This window comes from Mycobacterium sp., assembly GCF_044223235.1.
Lineage (GTDB): Bacteria > Actinomycetota > Actinomycetes > Mycobacteriales > Mycobacteriaceae > Mycobacterium.
In genome coordinates this window covers 120625-140484 of the sequence record NZ_JBGAME010000009.1, presented here as the reverse complement: position 1 = coordinate 140484, position 19860 = coordinate 120625, and the positions used below count along the sequence as shown (strand labels likewise).

Sequence of the window (19860 nt, the reverse complement as noted above, 5' to 3'; positions counted from 1 at the left end):
TCCGAGCCGGCTCGTCACCCGGATCGCGGCGATGCTGTCACCGCCCAAGGCGAAGAAGTCGGCGTCGACACTGACCGTGTCGCGGGACAACACCCCGGCCATCACGGCGACCACGGCGCGCTGTGCGTCGTCGGTGGGTGCCACCACGTCGCCCGGCGGGCCGCCGTTGCCGTCGAGCAGTCCCCGCAGCGCGGCGGTGTCGCGTTTGCCGTTGGGCAGCAGCGGAATCGCGTCGATCGTCTGTATCGACGCCGGGACCAGGTGGCGGGGCAGTTCGGCGCCGACACGGGCCAGCAGCGCACCGGGCTCGCACGCCGCGGCGCCGGGCACGACGAACGCGACCAGGGCCGAACCCGCACCGATCACCGCCGCGTCGGCGGCTCCGCCGAGCCGCCGCAGTGCGGATTCCACCTCGCCCGGTTCCACCCGGTGGCCGTTGACCTGGAGCTGGTCGTCCCCGCGGCCGGCGAACACGATGCGCCCGTCGGCCAGCCGGGCGCCGAGGTCACCGGTTCGGTAGAGCCGATCACCGTCGGGCGCGGCGACGAATGTGGCCGCCGTCTGCGCGGCCCGGTGCAGGTAGCCCCGCGCCAGCTGAGCGCCGCCGACATAGATTTCGCCGATGACACCGAGCGGGGTGTCGTGCAGGAATCCGTCGAGGACACGAACTCCGGCACCGGGAACCACGGTGCCGAGCGTCACGCCGTCGCCGTCCTGCCGGCCGGTCAGCACGTCGCCGGCCACCTCGGACGAGCCGTAGGAATTGACGACGGCCGCGTCGGGGGACGCTGCCTGCAGCGCCGCGACATGCGCTGGGCGCAGCGGCTCCCCGCTGACGATCCACCGTGACAGATCGCGGACCGCCTCGGGGTGCTCGTCGGCCAGTGCCGCCGCCAGCGAGGGCACTGCCACCAACTGGCGCACGTCGTGGGTCGAGACGAGCTCGGCAAGGCGCTGCCCGTCGCGGACGGCGTCGTCGCCGGCCAGCACGACGCGGGCGCCGCCGGCCAGCCCGGCCAGCAACTCCGTCGTACCGTCGATGAACGACAGCGAGCTCTTGGCCAGTCGCGTCGGCGCGGGCCATTCGGCGACCGCCCACGCGATCCGATTGGCAAGTGCCCCATGCGTTCCCACTACCGCTTTGGGCTCTCCGGTGGAACCCGAGGTGAAAAGCACCGAGACCGCGTCCAGCGGACCCACATCGACGGGTTCGAACGGCCGGATGTCGCCGACGACGCGATCGTCGATCGGGACCACCGTGGTCGCGGCGGGTACGGCGCCGCCCAGCGCCATGCGACCGGCGGCGTCGACGAGGACCGCGCGCGGCTGTGCGTGCGCGAGCATGAATTCGACGCGTGGGCGTGGGTAGGACGGGTCGACGGGCAGGTAGGCAGCGCCCGCCGCGATGATCGCCCACACTGCGGCCACCGTATCGGCGGACCGCGCCGCGGCGAGGGCGACCACGTCGCCGCGGCGCACCCCCGCCGCAACCAGCCGGTGAGCCAGTTGGGCGGCGCGCGAGTCGAGTTCGCGATAGGTCAGTGAGTTCTCGCCGGACACGATGGCCGTCTCGCCGGGAGCCGATGCGATCGCCCCGGTGATCAGCGCCGTCACGGTCGTGGGCGGGCATCCGGTGCGCGGCGGTTCGGGCGTGCCCAGTTCCACGGCCGCGCACGTCAGCGCGGGATCGTCCGTGACCGCGGTGATGAGGTCGACGAATGCCCGGGTGACCGTGTCGGCGAAGATGTCCGACACCTGTTCACGGTTGTTGGTGACGGTCACCGACACGGTGTCGCGGACGGTGATCATCACGGTGAGCGGATAGTGCGGCGCCTCGACGACGCCGATCTCACCGAGTGTCAGACCGCCCCGGGAGTGGGTGGTCGCCCCGAGGTTCTCGACGACCACGAGGGTGTCGAACAGGTCGGGGATCCCCGCGATCCGGTGGGCCTCGGTCAGCGGCAGGGGGTGGTGTTCGACCACCGCGGCCTCGGCGGCGGCCAGCCGCGCGGCCACGCGCCCGGCGGTCTCCCCGGGCGACCAGCGCACCCTAACGGGCACCGTGTTGACCAGCAGGCCCACCATCCGTTCGATACCGTCCACCTCGGCGCCGCGGCCGGACACACGGAGCCGAACACGACATCGGTGCTTGCAGGCGCCCCACGGTCAGGCCCCACGCGGTGTGCAGCAGGGTGCCGGTCGTGACCGACGAGCGGCTCGCTGCCGCGTTGAGCACCGCGCGGGATCCGATGACGGCGCTGCGGCTTCCGAATCCGTCTGCCGCGCTGCCGCGTGACCGTGCGGCGGCGCCGTCGGCGGCGGCGATCCGGGTGGGCCCGGCGATCCCGCCGAGCACCTGCGTCCAGGCGGCGCGGTCGGCGTCCTGGGCGTCGGCTCCCCGCCCGCCGAGCCAGTCCACGAAACTCTCGAACCGCGGGGCAGGCCCGTCGAAGTCGGCACCGGCGTACGCGGTCAGCAGGTCGTCGAGCACGATCGGCACCGACCAGCCGTCGGCGACGATGTGGTGCACCGTCTGGATCATGGTGTGCGCCTCGTCGTCGCGGCGCACCAGGGTGTAACGGGTCAGCGGCGGCGCGGCCAGGTCGAACCGGCGCCGCCTGTCCCATTCCGCGTGCCGGGCGACCAATGCGGTGACGTCGTCGTGACCGCGCCCGTCGACCACCTCGAAGTCCGGCGGCACGGGTGTCGCGTGGACCGCCACCGGCGTGCCGTCCGCCACGGTGGTGAATGCCGCGGCCAGCGCCCGGTGGCGGGTGACGACAGCTTCGGTGGCGCGCTGGAGTCGCTCGTGGTCCAGCGGCCCGGTGATGTCGACGATCTGCTGCACCGCGTAGGGATCGCGACGCCGGTCGAATGTCGAGTGGAAGTAGATGCCCTGCTGGGTGGGTGTCAGGGGCAGCACGTCCCGCAGCCCGGGGTAGGACCGCTCGAGATCGGCGACGTCGCCGGAGTCGAGGTGGACTCGCGGAAAGTCGGAGACACTGTGACCCGCGACGTGTTCGTCGGCGGCGATGGTGGCGAGGAGGTCTGCCCAATGCCCCGCCAGCCGGGCGATGTCATGTCGTGCCACCGCACCCGAGGGCCAGCTGAACGTCGCACGCAGCACCGTCCGGCCGCCGCGGTCGTTGGCCTCGGCGTTGACTTCCAGTAGCCGGGGCAGCGGCATGGCCGGGTCGCGGTCCTCCATGACCGTGACATGGTCGTCGGCGAATGCCCATGGGCGGCCGGTGGTCGCGAACCGGCCGAGGTAGTTGAACAGCACCTGCGGGGCCGCGGCGAGTGTCACGTCGGGTTCGTCGCCCGACCTCAGGTAGCGCAGCGCGCCGTAGCTGAGACCGTGCGCGGGCACCGTCCGCAGCTGATCCTTGATCGACCGCACCGCCGCGGCCAGCTGCGGGCCGCCCGACAATGCGGCGTGCCAGTCGAATTCGTCGCCGCGCAGCGCGACCGGATACAGCGTGGTGAACCAGCCGACGGTCTCCGACAGGTCGATATCGCCGACGTCGCGGCGCGTGATCCGGTGTGGTTCGCGTCCGTGGCCTTCCAACTCCACGAGTACGGCACCGGCGGCGGCATCGCCGTCACGGTCGGCGCGCCACGACCGCAGCGCCAGGTAGAGCGCGGCCACCAGGGCGTCGTTGACATGGCCGTGGATGCGGTCGGGCACCGCGGTGAGGATCGCCTCGGTGACGTCGGCCGGCACCTCGACGGTCAGGCGGGCCTCGGTCGCGACGGTGTCGCGCGCCGGATCCAGCGGCCGGTCGCCCCAGGGGCGCTCCGCAACCTCGCACACCCGCCGCCAGTATCCGGCGTCGCCGTCGAACACACCGGCGCCGCTGGCCTCGGCCTGACGCTGCGCCCAGGCCCGCCACGAGGTGGCGACGGCGGGCAGCCGGATCGCGCCGCCGGCGGCGGCCAGGCGGTGGGCCGCGGCCAGGTCGTCGGCCAGGATGCGCAGCGATACCCCGTCGACGACGATGTGGTGCGCGATCACCACCAGCCGGCCCTGCGCGGAGGGCCGGCGCAGCCAGCCGGATGCGACCATGACCCCGCCGGCCGCATCGAGTGCTCCGGCCAACTCGTCGCGCAGGCTCGCCACCGCGGCCGTCACGTCGGCGGTGTCGCCGAGTTCGACGGTGAGCAGCCGGATCTCGGGCGCGATCGGGGGGATGGTCAGGCTGGCCGCGGTGGCTGCGGACGCCCAGAGGACGTGGTGACGCGCGACGACCGCCATGAGCACCGTTCGCAGGGTGTCTTCGTCGAGGCCGGCGGGGGTGACCAGCGACATGCCCTGGTAGAACCGGTCCAGTACCGACGCGCCGGCAGCCGCGCCGACACCGTCGAGCCAGCGCAGGATGGGGGTGGCCGGCGCCGATCCGGTCGGTTCGGCCGCGGCGGCCGCCCAGCGGGCGTCGTCGGCCTCGGTCAGCAGTGGCGCGAGCGCCCGGGCGGTGCGGTGGGTGAACATATCGCGCGGGCGCAGCGTGTAGCCCTGCGCGCGGACCCGGCTGAGCACCCTGATGGCGACGATGCTGTCGCCGCCGAGCCCGAAGAAATCGTCGTCGGCTCCGACCGACTCGATCTCCAGCGCCTCGGCGAACGCGCGGCACAGGACCTTTTCCCGCGGTGTCCGCGGCGGGGTGATCGCTCCCGCCGCGGCGGTGACGGGTGCGGGCAGCGCGCGGCGATCGGCTTTCCCGTTGGCCGTCAGGGGCACTCGTTCCAGCGGGGCGAACAGGGTAGGGACCATGTAGTCGGGGACCCGCGTAGCCAACCAGTCCGCGATCTCGCGATGCAGGGCAGCGTTATTCGCGACTCCGTCGACGGTGACGAGGTAGCCGACCAGTGCCTGCGCGCCGCCGTGCTGGTAGACGTCGACGACGGCCTGGCGCACCGCCGGGTGGTCGGCGAGCTGGGATTCGATCTCCTCCAGTTCGATCCGCCGCCCCCGGATCTTGACCTGATTGTCCGCCCGGCCCAGGAACTCCAGCGAACCGTCGGCGGTCCACCGGGCCAGATCGCCCGTGCGGTACATGCGGGATCCGTTGTCGTCGAACGGGTTCGCCACAAACCGCGATGCCGTCAGCGCGGCCGCGTTGACGTAGCCGCGGCCCAGCAGGAATCCGGCGGCGTAGAGTTCGCCGCCGACGCCGGGCGGCACCGGGCGCATATCGTCGTCGAGTACGTAGAGCTGGGTATGCGGGTTGGGCCGGCCGATCGAGGTGGCGATCCGCTCGGCGGTGTCGCGGTAGATCACGTGGGAGACGCCGATCGTCGCCTCCGCCGGTCCGTACCCGTGGTACAGCGTGGTGCAGAGCTGGCTGCGGAACCGCGCGAACAGGCCCGGGGTCAGGACCTCGCCGCCGCACCACACGTGGCGCAGCGATTCCAGCGCGCTTCGTGCACCGCCGGACCGGGCGAGCCGATCGAGTTCGAGCAGGGTGTCCAGCATCGACGACACCAGGTAGACGAAGGTCACCCGCTCGCGGCGGATGAGGTCGAGCAGGTATTCGGGGTCCTTCTCACCGCCGGGTTCGGCGATCACCACGCGTCCGCCGCTGATCAGCGGTAGCAGAATCTCGTTCACCGAGATATCGAAGGACAGCGGCGCTTTGAACAGCGCGGCGTCATCGCGGCCGTCCTTGCCGAACCACAGGATCCGGTCGCGCTGCCACACCAGCCGCTCGGCGATCGCCTCGTGGCGGATCATCGCGCCCTTGGGTTTGCCGGTCGACCCCGACGTGAAGATGACGTAGGCCAGTTGTGCCGGTGCCACCGCGACGGCGGGTGCCTGCTCCGGCAGCCCGGCGTGGATCCACTCGTCGAGGTCGACGGCCAAACGCGTGACATGCCAATCGGAGTCGTCGTCCTCCGCGACGAAGGCCGTCGTGGCGCCCGCGTCGGCCAGGACCTGGGCGCGCCGGTGCTGCGGCCAGGAGGGATCCAGCGGTACGAACGACGCCCCGGCGGTCATCGCGGCCAGGACGCACACCACCATCTCTGCCGAGCGGGGCACCCCGACGGCGACCATCGTCTCGGGCCGCGCGTCCACGTCGCGCAGCGCGTGCGCCAACTGCGCCACGCGCCTGCCGAGTTCCCGATACGTCAGCCGGCGGTCACCGTCGACGACGGCGACGGCGTCGGGGGAGATCGCACACTGGGCGGCGAACAACGAGGGCACCGTGGACGTCTGCGCGGGGGTGGAGCGGTCGTTCCACAGCTGCAACAGCTCAGCCATGTCGAGTGAGTGCGTGGTCACGAGTCGGCAACCCTTCGTCGTGTGGTGGATTCGCAAGTCCGAATGGGGCTTTCGCGCGCCCCCGCGGTGTCGATCAGGTGTGCATACTCCACGCCCGCCACAGCCGGGCGTACCGTCCGTCGAGGGCGAGCAGTTCGCTGTGGGTGCCGTTCTCGACGATGCGGCCCTCTTCCATCACCGCGATCTGGTCGGCGGCGGCCGCTTGGGTGAGGCGGTGCGCGACGACGAGCGTCGTGCGGTTTCTGGTGGCGGCGGCCGCGGCAGCCTCGAGTTCTGCCGCGTGCGCGCTGCCCGCCTCGGCGGTGGCCTCGTCGAGGACCACCACCTGTGGGTCGTCGAGCACAAGCCGGGCCATCGCGATGTGCTGCGCCTGCGCCGCGGTCAGGGTGACCCCCTGCTCGCCGACCGCGGTGTCGAGACCGTCGTCGAGGGCGCTCACCCACCCGTCGGCGCCGACCGTGCGCAGTGCCGACCAGACGTCGTCGCGGCTCGCCTGCGGCGCGATCAGCCGCAGATCGTCGATGAGACGTCCGGAGAACACGTGCACTTCCTGGGTGATCGTGGAAACCCACCGGCGCAATTGGTCGCGTTCGATCTCGCCGACGTCGGCGCCGCCGATGAGGGCCTTGCCCCGGGTCGGGGTGATCAGGCCCGCGACCACGGCGGCCAGGGTGCTCTTACCCGCCCCGGTGGTGCCGACGAGTGCGCAGCGGGTGCCGGCCGGAATGCTCAACGACACGTCGTGCAGGACGTCCGGCCCGGCGCCGTAGGCGAAGGAGACACGGTCGATCTCGACCGCCGATCCGGACGGCACCGCGGTGGCGGGCAGGTCGTCATCGGCCGGGCTGCGAAGGTCGACGACGCCGACGAGGCGTGCCAGGCAGGCGGCCGCGGCCTGGATCTCGTCGAAGTTGTACATCAGTTCACCGACCGGGTTGAACAGTCGGTGGAACATCAACGCCGCGGCGGTGACCGCGCCGACGGTGACCTCACCCGAGCGGACCAGCAGGAACCCGACCACCAATGCGGCGGTGAGACCAATGAATTCGGCGCGGTTGACCCGCCCGACCAATCGGGTGAACAACGTGAACACGGCCACGGAGATGTCGCGGGCGCGCGCGGATGCCTGTTCGATCTGTTCCAGGTGGCGGTCGTGCGTCTCGTAGGCGTCGATGGTCCTGGCGCCCTGGATGGACTCGACGGTGGCCTGTGCACGCTGTGCCATCGCCACTCGCTGTTCGGCGTACATCGGCGCCGACCGGGGCAGGTACCACCACAATCCCGCGACGTAGGCCGGGATGCACAGCGCGCCCGCGAGCCCGAGCCGCCAGTCGAGACTGGACATGCCGACCAGGGTGACGACACCGAGGAAGAATGCGTTGAGCATGTCGGGAAGCACCTGCGACACCGCCTTGGCGACCGCGGCGACGTCGGCACCCACCCGGGACAGCAGATCACCCCGGCCGCTTTCCTCGATCATGGTGGCGGGCAGGTTCAGTGAGCGCTCCAGCACATCCTCGCGCAGATCGGCCACGGTCCGTTCGCCGAGCCGGCTGATCAGATACGCCGACACCCCCGTGCCCAGCCCGCCGACGAGGGCGGCCGCGCCGATCGCGCCACCCAGTGCGATGAGGCTGCCGACCGGGCTGCCGTCGCTGACCCGGTCGACCAGGGTGCCCAGCAGGTAGATGGGCACCGTCGCGGCCGCGGCCACCGCCAGCCCGACGATCACGGTGGCGGCGGTCGCACCGCGGCGGCGGCGCAGCTCCGCAGTGAGCCACAACCAGGTGCGTGCCGGCGTTGCCACCGGCAGTACGGGTGCGGTGATGGATTCGCTGATCGTCATGGGTTTCTGAACCTCGGGGTTTCCGTGCCTACCGGCTGACCAGGTCGCGGTATGCCGGGTGCGCGCCCACCAGGGTGCGGTGGGTGCCGTCGGCGGTGACGCGACCGCCGACGATCAGCACGACACGGTCGGCGGCGGCGAGCAGCGCGGGACTGGCGGTGAGGACGACCGTCGTTCGCCCGCCGTCCGAACGGAGCCGGCGGATACCGTCGGCGATGGCCTGCTCGGTGACGGCGTCGACCGCGGTGGTCGGATCGTGCAAGACCAAGACGTCCGGGTCGGCGGCCAGCGCCCTGGCCAGCGTCCAGCGTTGCCGCTGTCCACCCGACAGACTGGCGCCGCGTTCGGCGACGGGATGGGCAAGACCGTCGGGATGCAGGGCGACGACGTCGACGGCGCAGGAGGCTTCGAGCGCCGAACGGACTGCCGCGGAGTCGGTTTCACCGCAGACGGCGAGATTGGACTCCAGCGTCCCGCTGAACAGGTCGCCGTGATGGTGCTCGACCAGCAGGGCCCGGCGGCGCTGGCCGTCGGGGATGTCCTCGATGCGGCGGCCGCCGACACACACGGTGGCGGAACGGTCACCGTTTCCCCGGGATCTCAGTTGTCCGGACAGCACGTCGATGAGAGCGGTCGCGTCGCGCGCGTCCGACGTGAGCACCGCGACGAACTCGCCGGGTGCCACGCGCAGCGACAGGTCGTGCAGGCCCGCGTGCGTGCAGTCGCTCAGGGTGAGCATCCCCGTGGCCGGCCGGTCGGGCGCGGTGGCGCCGCCGCGCCGCGGTGAGCGGCGGGTGGGCGCCGACAGGACGGCGGCCACCCGATTGGCCGATGCGCGCGCTTCGGCCACCCAGCTCGGCACGACCGCCAACAGCGAGAACGGCTCGATGAGGAACTGCGCCAAACCGATGACCGTGATCAGGGCGCCCAGCGACAGATCCCCCCGCAGTGCGAAGTACGCGGCCGCCACCGCCACCGCCATCGCGGCCAGTGCTCCGGCCGCCGACGCGGCACCCGCGTGCACGCTCTGAAGGCGGGCCGCCCGCAGGGTGGCAGCCAGTGAGCGGCGGCTGGCGGCGCGGTAGCGCGATGCGGCATTGGCCTGGGCGCCGATGCCTTGCAGCGGGCGCTGTCCGCTGATCAGATCCGTGGCCAGCGCGGTGGCGCGGCCGACTTCGGCCTGCTGATCCTCGACGCGGCTGGCGATCATCGGCGCCGTGAGTTGCAACCCGGCCACCACGAGGGGCACCCCGATGAGCACCATGAGCCCCAACGGCAGGTCGATGGTCAGCAGCACGGCGCCACAGGCCACCGTGGCGACGACGGCGCCGACGACGCGAGGCACGTAATCGAGGACGTAGGACGTCTCTTCGGCATCGGTGGACGAGATCGAGAGCAGCTCACCGACTTTGAATTCGGTGTCGATCCCGAGCGGTGCGACGATCCGGCGACTCAGGTCGACGCGCAGCGAATGCGACTCCCGGGCGATGGCGACCATCAACAGGCGGGCGCCGAAGCGGTACACCAGCGTCAGGGCGCAGAACAGGGCCGCGAGTATCGCGACCCACCCGATGATCGCGGGGATGCTCCCCGTCGCGACGGCGCGGTCGACGATCACGCCGATCAGCACCGGGACGGCGACCTCGCAGAGTTGATGCAGCGCGATCAGACCGGTACCCGTGGTCAACCGGCGCAGATTGCGGGTGATCGTGCGGCGTAGAACCGCCGCACCGGTCCATCGGGTGGATGCGTCGTCTGTCGGAGAGCTCACGCCGGTGCGGTCGGCGACGCCGCGGCGCGCATTTGCTCGCGCAGTGACCGGGGTCGCAGATCGGTCCAGTTCTCGTCGACGTAACGCAACGCGCTGGCGCGATCAGCACCGTCGGGGCCACCGAACACCACCGTCCAACCAGCCGGGACAGCGGCGAAGGCCGGCCATAGTGAATGCTGTTCCTCGTCGTTGACGAGCACCAGGAACCGGCCGTTCTCGTCGTCAAAAGGATTGCTGGACACAGAGACTCCTCCCGCTTTGCCGTCGGGCGCGACCGGATCCGCCCTGCAGCGTCTCACGGATCGGGCCTTGGCCTGTCTGCGGCAGCGGGGGCGATGGTGCCCGCCGGTGCCGGAACGGATGCTATCAAAGGTTAGGCTAACCATTGTGGGCCAGGCCGCAGTCGGAAAGAAGTCTGGGAGGTTGCTGTGAAGGTGGTCATGTTCGGCTATCAGACGTGGGGGCATCGCACGCTGCAGGCGCTTCTGGCCTCGCGGCACGACGTGTGTCTTGTCGTCACGCATCCGGCGAGCGACCATGTCTACGAATCGATTTGGGCCGACTCGGTCGAAGATCTCGCGCGCGGCGCGGGGATCGAGGTGTTCCTGGCTAAACGTCCGACCCCCGAACTCATCGAACGGGTGACCGCCCTGGCGCCGGACGTGATGGTGGCGAACAACTGGCGCACCCGGCTGCCCGGGGAGCTTTTCGAGATTCCCAGGTACGGCAGCCTGAATCTGCACGACTCGCTGCTGCCGAAATTCACCGGGTTCTCACCGGTGATCTGGTCGCTGATCAGCGGTGCCAGCCACACCGGGCTGACGGCGCATCTGATGGACGCCGAGTTGGACACCGGCGACATCCTGGTGCAGCGCGCCGTCGAGATCACCCCCGCCAGCACCGGAACCAGCCTCGTGCTGGACACACTGGATCTGGTGCCCGAGGTGCTGGCGGAATCCCTGGACCGGCTCGAATCCGGTACTGCCGTGCCGATTCCGCAGGATCTCGGCGAGCGCACGTTCTTCCACAAACGTTCGGACCGCGACAGCCTGGTGGACTGGTCATGGCCGGCGGCCGACATCGAACGGTTCATCCGTGCCCTGTCCGATCCGTATCCGAACGCCTACAGCTATTTTCGCGGTGAACGCCTCCGCTTGATCGCCTCGCACGTGTCGCGGTGCACCTACGGAGGGACGGCGGGACGGGTCTTCATCGAAGAGGACGGCGGCATGGTCATCGTCGCGGGCTCGGACGCCTACCGCGGGAATTCTCCGGGGTTGGTGCTCGACGTGGTGCGCACCGACGACGGGGTGGACCACAAGGCGATGGACTACTTCGGCCAGGGCGGGGGCTATCTCACCGCCGTGCCGTGACGTGCGGTGAGGCCCGCGGCACCACCAGCGGTGTGCCCGTCTGCGGGTCGTCGATGATCTGGCACTTGAGTCCGTACACCGCCTCCACCAGTTCCTCGGTGATAACCGAACCCGGGTCGCCCTGCGCGACAATGTTTCCGGACTTCATCGCGATGATCTGGTCCGCGTAGCGGCAGGCGTGGTTGAGGTCGTGCAGCACGGCCACCACGGTGCGGTTCTGTTCGCGGTTGAGTTGGGCGAACAGGTCGAGTAGTTCCACCTGATGGGCGATGTCGAGATAGGTCGTCGGCTCGTCGAGTAGTACCAGCGGGGTCTGCTGGGCGAGCACCATCGCGACCCACACCCGCTGACGCTGCCCCCCGGACAGCTCGTCGACAAGCCGTCCGGCCAGCTCGCCCACGCCGGTGCACGCCATGGCGTCGGCCACCGCGACCGCATCTGCGCGCGACCACTGCCGCAGCACCTTTTGGTGCGGGAAGCGGCCCCGCGAGACCAGGTCGGCCACGGAGATGCCCTCGGGAGCGATCGACGTCTGGGGGAGCAGGCCCAGGCGCCGCGCCACCTCCTTTGTATGCAGGGCGCCGATATCCTGGCCGTCGAGGATCACCTGGCCGCCAGACGGTTTCAACAGTCGGGCGAACCCCCGCAGCAGCGTCGACTTCCCGCACGCGTTGGGGCCGACGATCGCGGTGAACCGTCCGTCGAGGACGTCCACGGTGAGGTCGCCGATGATGGGTGTGTCCTCATACCCGATCGACAGATGTTCGGCACGCAGCCGGGCACCCTGCCGTTCACTAGATCCCGTCATCGTGGATCGCTTTCTCGTGAAGTGATTTTCGCGGCTGCCGGGCGCTCCATCAGCGCTTGCGCGCCTGGCTGATGAGCAGGTAGACGAGGTAGACGCCGCCGAGCGAGACCGTCACCGCGCCGACGGGTAACTCGCTGCCACGCAGCAGCTGCTGGGCGATGACGTCGCTGACCAGCAGCAGCGCCGCCCCCATCACCGCCGACGGAACGAGGCCGACACCGGGGCTGGCGGCGAGCCGCCGCGCGATCTGCGGCGCGGCAAGCGCGACGAAGGAGATCGGGCCCGCCGCTGCGCAGGCCAGCGCCACCAGGCCGACGCCGACCACGAGGTAGGCCACTCGCGCGCGGTCCGGCCGCACGCCCAGCGCGCCGGCGGCATCGTCGCCCATCTGCAGCACCGGCAGCTGGGGACCCAGCGCCACCAACGCGCCCGTCAGGCCCACCAGGCACACCGTCATGGGCAGCACCTGCGCCCAGCTCAGGCCGTTGAGCGTGCCCTGCTGCCACACCGCGGCGGTGACGGCGGTGTGGTAGTCGAGTTTGATGACGATCCACTGGTTCACCGAGTTCAGCACCGCGCTGACCGCGATACCGACGACGATGAGCCGGTAGCCCGCAAGGCCGTTGCGGTAGGACAGCGCGTACACGACGACGGCGGTGACCAGGCCGCCGGCCAGGGCCCCGGCCGCGACCGTGTAGTAGCCCCCGCCGATCCCGATGACCGCCAGCGCCCCGGTGTAGGCGCCCGAGTTGACCCCGATGATGTCGGGACTGCCCAGTGGATTGCGGGTCAGGGCCTGGAAGATCGCCCCCGAGACACCGAGAGCCGCGCCGATCAGCAGTGCCATCAGGATGCGCGGCAGGCGCCATTCGAGGATGACCACCCGGTCGAAGGAGGTGTTGGTTCCCGCCAGCACGCCCAGCACGTCACCCGGCGCGACGTCGTATTTGCCGATGCCGACGGCGAAGACGCCGAGGACGACGATGCCGGCCAACAGCGCGGTGACCACGAGGATGACACGCCGCGATGCGCGCGCCGACATACCGCCGGCGCGCACGACGTACTGGGGCCTGCCGAAGTCCAGGCGCTCACCGGTCGGCGTCTCGGTGCCGGTTCTCATGAGCGGTCGGCTCCCGGCCTGCGGATGAGCCAGATCAGTAACGGCGCACCGAGGAACGCGGTGACGATCCCGGCGGGCAGTTCGGCGGGTCGGATGACGACGCGGCCGAGGATGTCGGCCGCCAGCAGCAGAGCAGGGGCGACGACGATGGCGTAGGCCAGGATCCAGCGCCAGTCCGGGCCGGTGAACCGGCGCACGGCATGGGGCACCATCAAGCCGACGAATCCAATCGGCCCGGCGCCCGCGGTGGCGGCGCCCGCCAACAGCGTGACCGCGATCAGGCTCAGTGTCTGGGTGCGGACGACGTTGCCGCCCAGGCTTTTCGCCAGATCATCGCCGAGAGCGGTGATGTTGAGCGAACGCCCCACGACGAGGCAGAGCACGGCGCCGATCGCGATGAACGGGGCGATGGCGGCCGCGACGTCGAGCGGTCGGCCGTCGAGCGCGCCGGCATCCCAGAACCGCATGTTGTCGAACGCCCGCGGGTGGTGCAGCCGCACGACGAAGCCGATGCCGTCCATCACCGCACCCACCGCCACACCGGCGAGCAGGACCCGCACCGGCGTGACGGAGGCGCGGCCGGTCATGCCGACGAGGTAGACCAGCAGCATGGCGAACAGCGCGCCGGCGAAGGCGAACCAGATGTAGGTCCACATCCCGGTCATGCCAAGGAAGGCGATTGCGGAGACGACGAAAAGGGCTGCGCCGGAATTGATGCCGAGGATCTCCGAGTCCGCGAGCGGGTTTCGTCCCACGGCCTGGATCAGCGCTCCGGCCAGACCGAGGGCCAGACCGACGAGCAGCGCGAGCACGGTGCGCGGGATCCGCAGGTCGCGGACGATCCATTGGGAGCCGATGTCGCGGTAGTCGGTGACGGCGTGCCAGACGGTCGCCAGGTCGACGTTCTCGGTACCGATCGCCATGCTGGCCACGCAGGTGGTGGCGAGCAGCCCGCCCGCCACCAGCAGCCCGCAGGCCCTGCGGCGCCGGTTGAGGAGGCGCGGACCGGTGGTCGCGGCCGAGGGTGCGGGGGTGTCACGGCTACTGGGGCTCACGGCGGCTACAGCCCCGCTTGTTCGAGGGCGTCGTCGTAGTCCTCGAACGCCGCCTTGTCGCTCTTGCCTGCTGCCAGTGCGCGTTCGTAGACGGCGAAGACATCGTCCTCGACGAGGGCGTACTTGGCGTCCCAGGCTTCGGAGCCGAATCGCCAGTAGCCGGTGACGTCGAGCTGATCCATCGACCAACCCAGTTCGCGGAAGTACTTCCGCACCTGTCGAGATTGGGCGGCCTCACCCGCGAACCAGCAGTAGCCGCGGCGGGCGGGCAACGGCAGTTCGCGCACCAGGTGCGCGAGTCGGCTTGGGCTGCAGCCATTTCCGGTGCCGGCGCTGATGACGGCGGTGACCTCGGGGCGGGCGGGCAGATAGTCGGCATCGTCGAGGTCGGCGACCTCGACGACCACGGTGACCGCTGCGCCGTGCGGCAGTTCCTCCACGATGCGGGCCGTGGCAGGCAATCCCGACAGGTCGGTCACCAGCAGCTGCCACTGGGTGGTCGGCTCGGGCCGATACCAGGATCGGGCGTGGTCGAGCCCCACCCGGTCGCCTCGGCCCGCGGCCGCGGCCCACGCCGTCCCCGGACCGCGGGAATGGAGCACGACATCGATGTCGATCCGATCCCCGTCGTGGTGGCGCACCGAGTAGTTCCGCCCGTGGGCGGCAGATCCCGGGTCGGCGTGGCGGGTGCCGTCCGACGCGGTCACGAAGGCGGGCGGGGTGCGTTCCCCTTCGGGGGACACGACGGGGAAGTAGATGCCGACGGCGGCGTCGGCGGCGCTCGGGATGGCGAGCACCTCTGGTTCGTCCACCCGCAGCGTGATGCGGCGCAGGCGCGGGCTCAGCTGATCCGTCCCGATCACCGTGGCATACGAGAAGCTCATTTAGGTGACCCTAAGCGAGTAAGGCGGTGTACTCACGACGGGGTCCTGGACGCGTCGCGGATCGACGCGCAACATGTGTGCGCGTCACGTGAATGCCACCGCGCCATGGCGGATACCGTCGGCAAATTGATAGCATCCGCCGATGCGCGGATGCCCGACGGTGTTGTGGCGTTGCGCAGTGGGCGCGCGCGTGGGAACCGGCCGCTGATGGTCCGGGTGGCGTTGTTCAACAGAGGCGATCACTACTACTGGCTCACCGCGGTGCTGGCCGAGCGGGGTCTGCAAACGCTGACCTCCCGGGTGATCGCCGCGGTGATCCTGGGTCTTGGCGCGGTACCCGCGATCCTCATCGGAAGCTCAACCGGTCCGCACCGGGCGATCGGCGTCGGCGCCGCTGCCGTCATCGCTGCCTGTTGCGTGGCCATGGCCGGGCGCTGGCTGTGGCATCGCTGGCCGACCCGGCTGCAGAGCGAGCTGTTCGTCGTGGTCGGCACGTTCTGTGTGGCCGCCGCGTGCCTGATCGCGTCGGATCCGCTGGTGGGGATGGTGGGCGCGACCGCCTTCGCCGTGCTGTCGACCTACACCGCGCTCTTCCATCCCGCGCCTTACCTGGCGTTTTCCTGGACCGTTGCGGCCGTCGCGGTGGGGATCACGGCGGTGCGGCTCGCCGCCATCGACCCGGTGCTCGCGACCGGCACCGTCATCACGGTCGTGCTGATCAACATCTTCGTCGCCTTCGCCTGCCGGATCACGGTCGGCCTGATTCGCACGAAGATCCGGCACGACGAGATCGAGCCGCTGACGGGCCTGCTCAACCGCGGCGCATTCGATGAACGGGCGGCGACGCTGCTGGGATCGCGCAGCCGCGACGACGACCGATACTTCGTCCTGGTGGTGGTTAGCATCGACAGCTTCTCGCTGCTGGGCCAGGTGGCCGGCGCCGCGGGCGCCGACCGGTCCCGTGTGGCGGTGGGCCACGCGCTGCGCGAAACCGTCAGGCACGACGCCGTCGTCGCCCACGTCAGCGACGCCGATTACCTGATCGCGGACACCTTCACCGAGGTGGATCCGGCGCCCCTGGTCGAACGCATCCGCGGAGCAATGCGCGCCACACCGACCCGGCTGACCGCCAGCCTGGGCGTGGTGAGCACCCCGTTGCGGCCGCTGGCGCAACGCCCGCCGCACGATGTCCTCGACGAGATCATCACCATCGCCACGGCAGCCATGTACGAAGCGCGCCGCGCGGGCGGTAACGAGGCGCGGTACGTGCTGCGGCCCGTGCTCACCTCACTGGACGACCCCGACGACAAGGGCGCCTCCGGCGACGGCTGACCCCGCCCCGCTCAGTCGGCGATGCCGAAGGCCCTGATGACCTTGGTCGGCGTCACACGAACGATGAGTTCCCCGGGCACGCCGTTGCGCCTGCCGTACGCTTCGGCGCGGTCGGCGCCCATGTAGCGACCGCCGATGCGCGTGGCGACGTCGAGCAGCTCACCAGGGTCCTCACCGAGTTCGGCCGTGCCCTGCACCTGGACGAACGAATACGGTGGGTGCGGATCGTCGACGGTCAGCACCACGCGTGGATCACGTTGCAGTGCTTTACCTTTGGCTGTGCTCTTGGCGGTGTTGAAGACGAGTTGGTCGTTGTCGACGATGAACCACACCGGGGCGACGAGCGGACGTCCGTCGGAGGCGACATAGCCAAGCATTCCGGTGCGTGTACCTGCCGTCAGAAACTCGACCACATCGGGGGTCAACGCTGCCACGACTCGATCGTAACTTCCTCCCCCTCACCCCCACCGTGCGAGTCTGGAGTGCGGCACACCGCTTCTGGCCTGCAGGGACGCACGTTCCTGCGCCGGAACGCTGCCGGGTGACCTCGGGCAATGCCTCTTTTTGGCCGATTTCACAGCATCGACGGCCACGTAGTGGGACCGTGGACCCGCCTTCTGAATTCGCTTACTGCGTCGGGGTTGACCGGAGGTGACGCCATGACTAGCAGCTATCTCGACCTGGTTGCGGAGAAGGCCACCGGCCGGGTGACGGAAGCGGTTCGTCGCGAGATCTCCGGCTTGGTCGCCGAGGGCGGTGTGGTGTCCGAACCCGCGGAGCTTCGCACCTACGAATGCGACGGGCTGACGGGATTCCGGGTCGTTCCCGCACTGGTGGCCCTGCCGTCGAGCACCGAGGAGGTCGCGGCGGTCGTGCGGGTCTGCGCCCGCGAACACATCCCGTTCGTCGCCCGCGGTGCGGGCACCGGCCTGTCCGGCGGCGCCCTGCCCGTCGCCGACGGGATCGTCATCGGGCTGGCCCGCATGCGCAAGGTGCTGTCGGTCGATTCGAACAATCAGCGGGCCGTCGTCCAACCGGGTGTGACCAATCTCGGCATCTCCGCGGCGGTGGCGTCTCACGATCTGTACTTCGCGCCCGACCCGTCCAGCCAGGTCGTCTGCACCATCGGCGGGAACGTGGCCGAGAACTCCGGCGGCGCACACTGCCTGAAGTACGGCTTCACCACCAACCACATTCTCGCGCTCACCATGGTCTGCCCCGACGGCAGCGTGGTGACCCTCGGTGGCAACTCACTGGACCAGCCGGGGCCGGATCTGCGCGCGTTGGTCGTCGGCTCGGAAGGCACCCTCGGCATCGTCACCGAGATCACCGTCCGGCTGCTGCGCAAGCCCGAGGCCGTGCGCACCCTGGTGGCCGACTTCGACGATGTGGAGCTGGCGGGCAACGCGGTCAGTGACATCATCTCGCACGGCATCATCCCCGCCGCCGTCGAGATGCTCGACGTGCTCGCGATCGAGGCGTGCGAGAGGGCCACTCTCGCCGGGTACACGGTCGGCGCACCCGCCGCTCTCGTGGTGGAACTCGACGGTGTCGGCGTCGAGGTCGACGCGGAATTCGAACGCGTCCAACAGATTTGCCGGGACAACCGGTCCACCCACATCAGGATCGCCAACGACGCGGCCGAACGGGCACTGATCTGGAAAGGACGCAAGGCCGCGTTCGCCGCGATGGGACGGATCAGTCCGGACTACTTCGTCCAGGACGGCGTCATCCCGCGCACCAAGCTGGGCAGCACTTTGACCCGCATCGGCGAGATGTCGCGCGCGGCGGGGCTCCGTGTCGCCAACGTCTTCCACGCCGGTGACGGCAACCTACACCCGCTGGTCCTCTACGACGGCGCCGTGCACGGCCAGGCCGAGCGTGCGGAGGAGTTGGCCACCGCGATCGTCGAACTGTGCGTGGAGCAAGGCGGTTCGATCACCGGCGAGCACGGCGTCGGCAGCGACAAGGCGTGCTCGATGCCGAAGATGTTCTCCGACGCCGACCTGACGGTGATGGCGCTGGTGCGGTCCGCATTCGACCCCGACGGGGTCTGCAATCCCGGCAAGGTGCTGCCCACGCCCCGTCTGTGCGGCGAGCGTCCCGGCCCGTGGCGGCCGCACCCTCTGGAGCAGGCCGGCGTGATCGAACGGCTTTGAGGGGAGGCGAAACGCGATGACGGCGACCACGGATCCGGTTCCGGCGGGTGCGACGGTGTACCGGCCGACGAGCGTGGACGAGGCCGCCGGCGTTCTGCGCGAGAGCCGGGGTGGTGTGCTGTTCCGCGGGGCCGGTACCAAGATGGCCTGGGCCGGGCACCCGCACGACCCGGAGCTGGTGCTGGAGACCGGTGGGCTGAACCGGTTGCTCGACCACAACCCGGCGGACATGACCGCGTCGGCGCAAGCCGGAATGTCATTGCGCGCGTTACAGGATCGGCTCGCCGAAGCCGGGCAGTGGCTTGCGCTGGACCCGGCGACGGAACCGGACGGCGCCACCATCGGCGGTCTGCTGGCCACGGGCGAATCCGGCCCGCGCAGGTTGCGCTACGGCGCTTTGCGCGACCTGATCATCGGCGTCACGTTGGTGCTTGCCGACGGAACCGTCGCCCGCGGCGGGGGACGGGTGATCAAAAACGTTGCCGGCTATGACCTGAGCAAGCTGATGTACGGGTCGCTGGGCACCCTCGGGCTGATCGCCGAGGTGGTCATGCGCCTGCATCCACGCCCCGAGAGCAGTGCGACGGTCGTGGTGCCGTGCTCGCCGGAGCAGGCGACAGCGCTGAGCCTCGATCTGCTGGGCTCGGCCCTGGAGCCGACCGCGGTCGACTGGGCCGGCGACCCCCGCGGTGGCGCCGGCCGGCTGGCGGTCCGCTTCGAGGGCACCGCGGCCGGTGTCGCGGCTCAGGCGGCGGCATTTCGGGAACGGGCGGGCGGGGCCGCGCAGGAGGCGCTCGCCGATGACGGCGAGGCGGAACTCTGGCGGCAGTATGCCGCCGCAGGCAGCGCCGAGGCCGGCCAGAGCGCGGCGTTCGCCGGGACGCTGCCCGCTCAGTTGAGCGCCGTCGCAACGGCACTCGCGGATGCCGCCGACGCCGCGGGAATCGACGTCTCGCTGGCCTCCCACAGTGCGCTCGGCCTGCACACGGCGCGATTCTCCGGGCCGGCCGCACAACAGGCGGCCGCCTTCGACCGGTGGCGGCGCGATGTGCTGGCCCTCGGGGGAACCGTGCTGCTGCGGGATCGCCCGGCCGATGTCGACGCCGCCGTCGACGCGCTCGGCCCGCCACCGTCGTCGGTCGGCCTGCTGCGCGCCGTCAAGGCACGCCTGGACCCCGACGGCCGGTGCGCGCGAGGCCGTCTCGCTCCCTGGCTGTAATCCGATGCGACCC

14 protein-coding genes are annotated in these 19860 nt (G+C 70.5%); 4 read left to right on the top strand and 10 right to left on the bottom strand.

The genetic code is table 11. The annotated features are described in order from the left end of the window. The 5 genes from ADBZ6K_RS14395 to ADBZ6K_RS14375 all read right to left on the bottom strand — a co-directional run. A partial coding sequence (locus ADBZ6K_RS14395) for a non-ribosomal peptide synthetase (RefSeq protein WP_526347747.1) occupies positions 1-2103 on the bottom strand: 2103 nt, incomplete at its 3' end. Next, positions 2051-6280, bottom strand: coding sequence for an amino acid adenylation domain-containing protein (locus ADBZ6K_RS14390; protein ID WP_526347745.1), 4230 nt, complete (start codon positions 6278-6280; stop codon positions 2051-2053). The genes ADBZ6K_RS14395 and ADBZ6K_RS14390, both read right to left, overlap by 53 nt. A 73-nt stretch (positions 6281-6353) precedes the next feature. Continuing rightward, positions 6354-8126: an ABC transporter ATP-binding protein gene (locus tag ADBZ6K_RS14385; protein WP_526347743.1), complete on the bottom strand. Its 1773-nt coding sequence runs from the start codon at positions 8124-8126 to the stop codon at positions 6354-6356. A gap of 28 nt (positions 8127-8154) precedes the next feature. Then, entirely contained in the window at positions 8155-9897 is a 1743-nt protein-coding gene (locus ADBZ6K_RS14380; RefSeq protein ID WP_526347741.1) for an ABC transporter ATP-binding protein, read from the bottom strand. Next, positions 9894-10139 carry an MbtH family protein gene (locus ADBZ6K_RS14375; RefSeq protein WP_526347739.1) on the bottom strand — a complete coding sequence of 82 codons (246 nt, stop codon included), beginning with the start codon at positions 10137-10139 and terminating at the stop codon, positions 9894-9896. The genes ADBZ6K_RS14380 and ADBZ6K_RS14375 overlap by 4 nt, the downstream gene beginning before the upstream one ends. A 186-nt stretch (positions 10140-10325) precedes the next feature. On the opposite strand from ADBZ6K_RS14375, the gene ADBZ6K_RS14370 reads away from it, so the two are divergent. Then, positions 10326-11270: a methionyl-tRNA formyltransferase gene (locus ADBZ6K_RS14370; protein ID WP_526347737.1), complete on the top strand. Its 945-nt coding sequence runs from the start codon at positions 10326-10328 to the stop codon at positions 11268-11270. On the opposite strand, the gene ADBZ6K_RS14365 is transcribed toward ADBZ6K_RS14370, so the two are convergent. The 4 genes from ADBZ6K_RS14365 to ADBZ6K_RS14350 all read right to left on the bottom strand — a co-directional run bounded on the left by ADBZ6K_RS14365 (position 11254) and on the right by ADBZ6K_RS14350 (position 15137). Continuing rightward, a complete protein-coding gene (locus ADBZ6K_RS14365) occupies positions 11254-12078 on the bottom strand; it encodes an ABC transporter ATP-binding protein (RefSeq protein WP_526347735.1) in 825 nt (274 codons plus the stop codon). The genes ADBZ6K_RS14370 and ADBZ6K_RS14365 overlap by 17 nt on opposite strands. Positions 12079-12127: 49 nt before the next feature. Then, positions 12128-13198 carry a FecCD family ABC transporter permease gene (locus ADBZ6K_RS14360; protein ID WP_526347733.1) on the bottom strand — a complete coding sequence of 357 codons (1071 nt, stop codon included), beginning with the start codon at positions 13196-13198 and terminating at the stop codon, positions 12128-12130. Then, the gene (locus ADBZ6K_RS14355) at positions 13195-14166 is read right to left on the bottom strand and encodes a FecCD family ABC transporter permease (protein WP_526347757.1); all 972 of its coding nucleotides are present in this window, start codon (positions 14164-14166) and stop codon (positions 13195-13197) included. The genes ADBZ6K_RS14360 and ADBZ6K_RS14355 overlap by 4 nt, the downstream gene beginning before the upstream one ends. A 92-nt stretch (positions 14167-14258) precedes the next feature. Next, positions 14259-15137, bottom strand: a complete 879-nt coding sequence (locus ADBZ6K_RS14350; protein ID WP_526347731.1) for a siderophore-interacting protein — start codon at positions 15135-15137, stop codon at positions 14259-14261. Positions 15138-15242: 105 nt separating this feature from the next. On the opposite strand from ADBZ6K_RS14350, the gene ADBZ6K_RS14345 reads away from it, so the two are divergent. Beyond that, positions 15243-16469, top strand: coding sequence for a GGDEF domain-containing protein (locus ADBZ6K_RS14345; protein WP_526347729.1), 1227 nt, complete (start codon positions 15243-15245; stop codon positions 16467-16469). Positions 16470-16480: 11 nt separating this feature from the next. Here the strand turns inward: ADBZ6K_RS14345 and ADBZ6K_RS14340 are convergent, their stop codons facing one another. Beyond that, the gene (locus ADBZ6K_RS14340; protein ID WP_526347727.1) at positions 16481-16903 is read right to left on the bottom strand and encodes a PPOX class F420-dependent oxidoreductase; all 423 of its coding nucleotides are present in this window, start codon (positions 16901-16903) and stop codon (positions 16481-16483) included. A 225-nt stretch (positions 16904-17128) separates the two neighbouring features. On the opposite strand from ADBZ6K_RS14340, the gene ADBZ6K_RS14335 reads away from it, so the two are divergent. Next, positions 17129-18628 (top strand): FAD-linked oxidase C-terminal domain-containing protein, encoded by a 1500-nt coding sequence (locus ADBZ6K_RS14335; protein ID WP_526347725.1) that lies wholly within the window; start codon positions 17129-17131, stop codon positions 18626-18628. Positions 18629-18644: 16 nt separating this feature from the next. Then, entirely contained in the window at positions 18645-19847 is a 1203-nt protein-coding gene (locus ADBZ6K_RS14330; RefSeq protein WP_526347723.1) for an FAD-binding oxidoreductase, read from the top strand. Positions 19848-19860 lie beyond the last annotated feature (13 nt).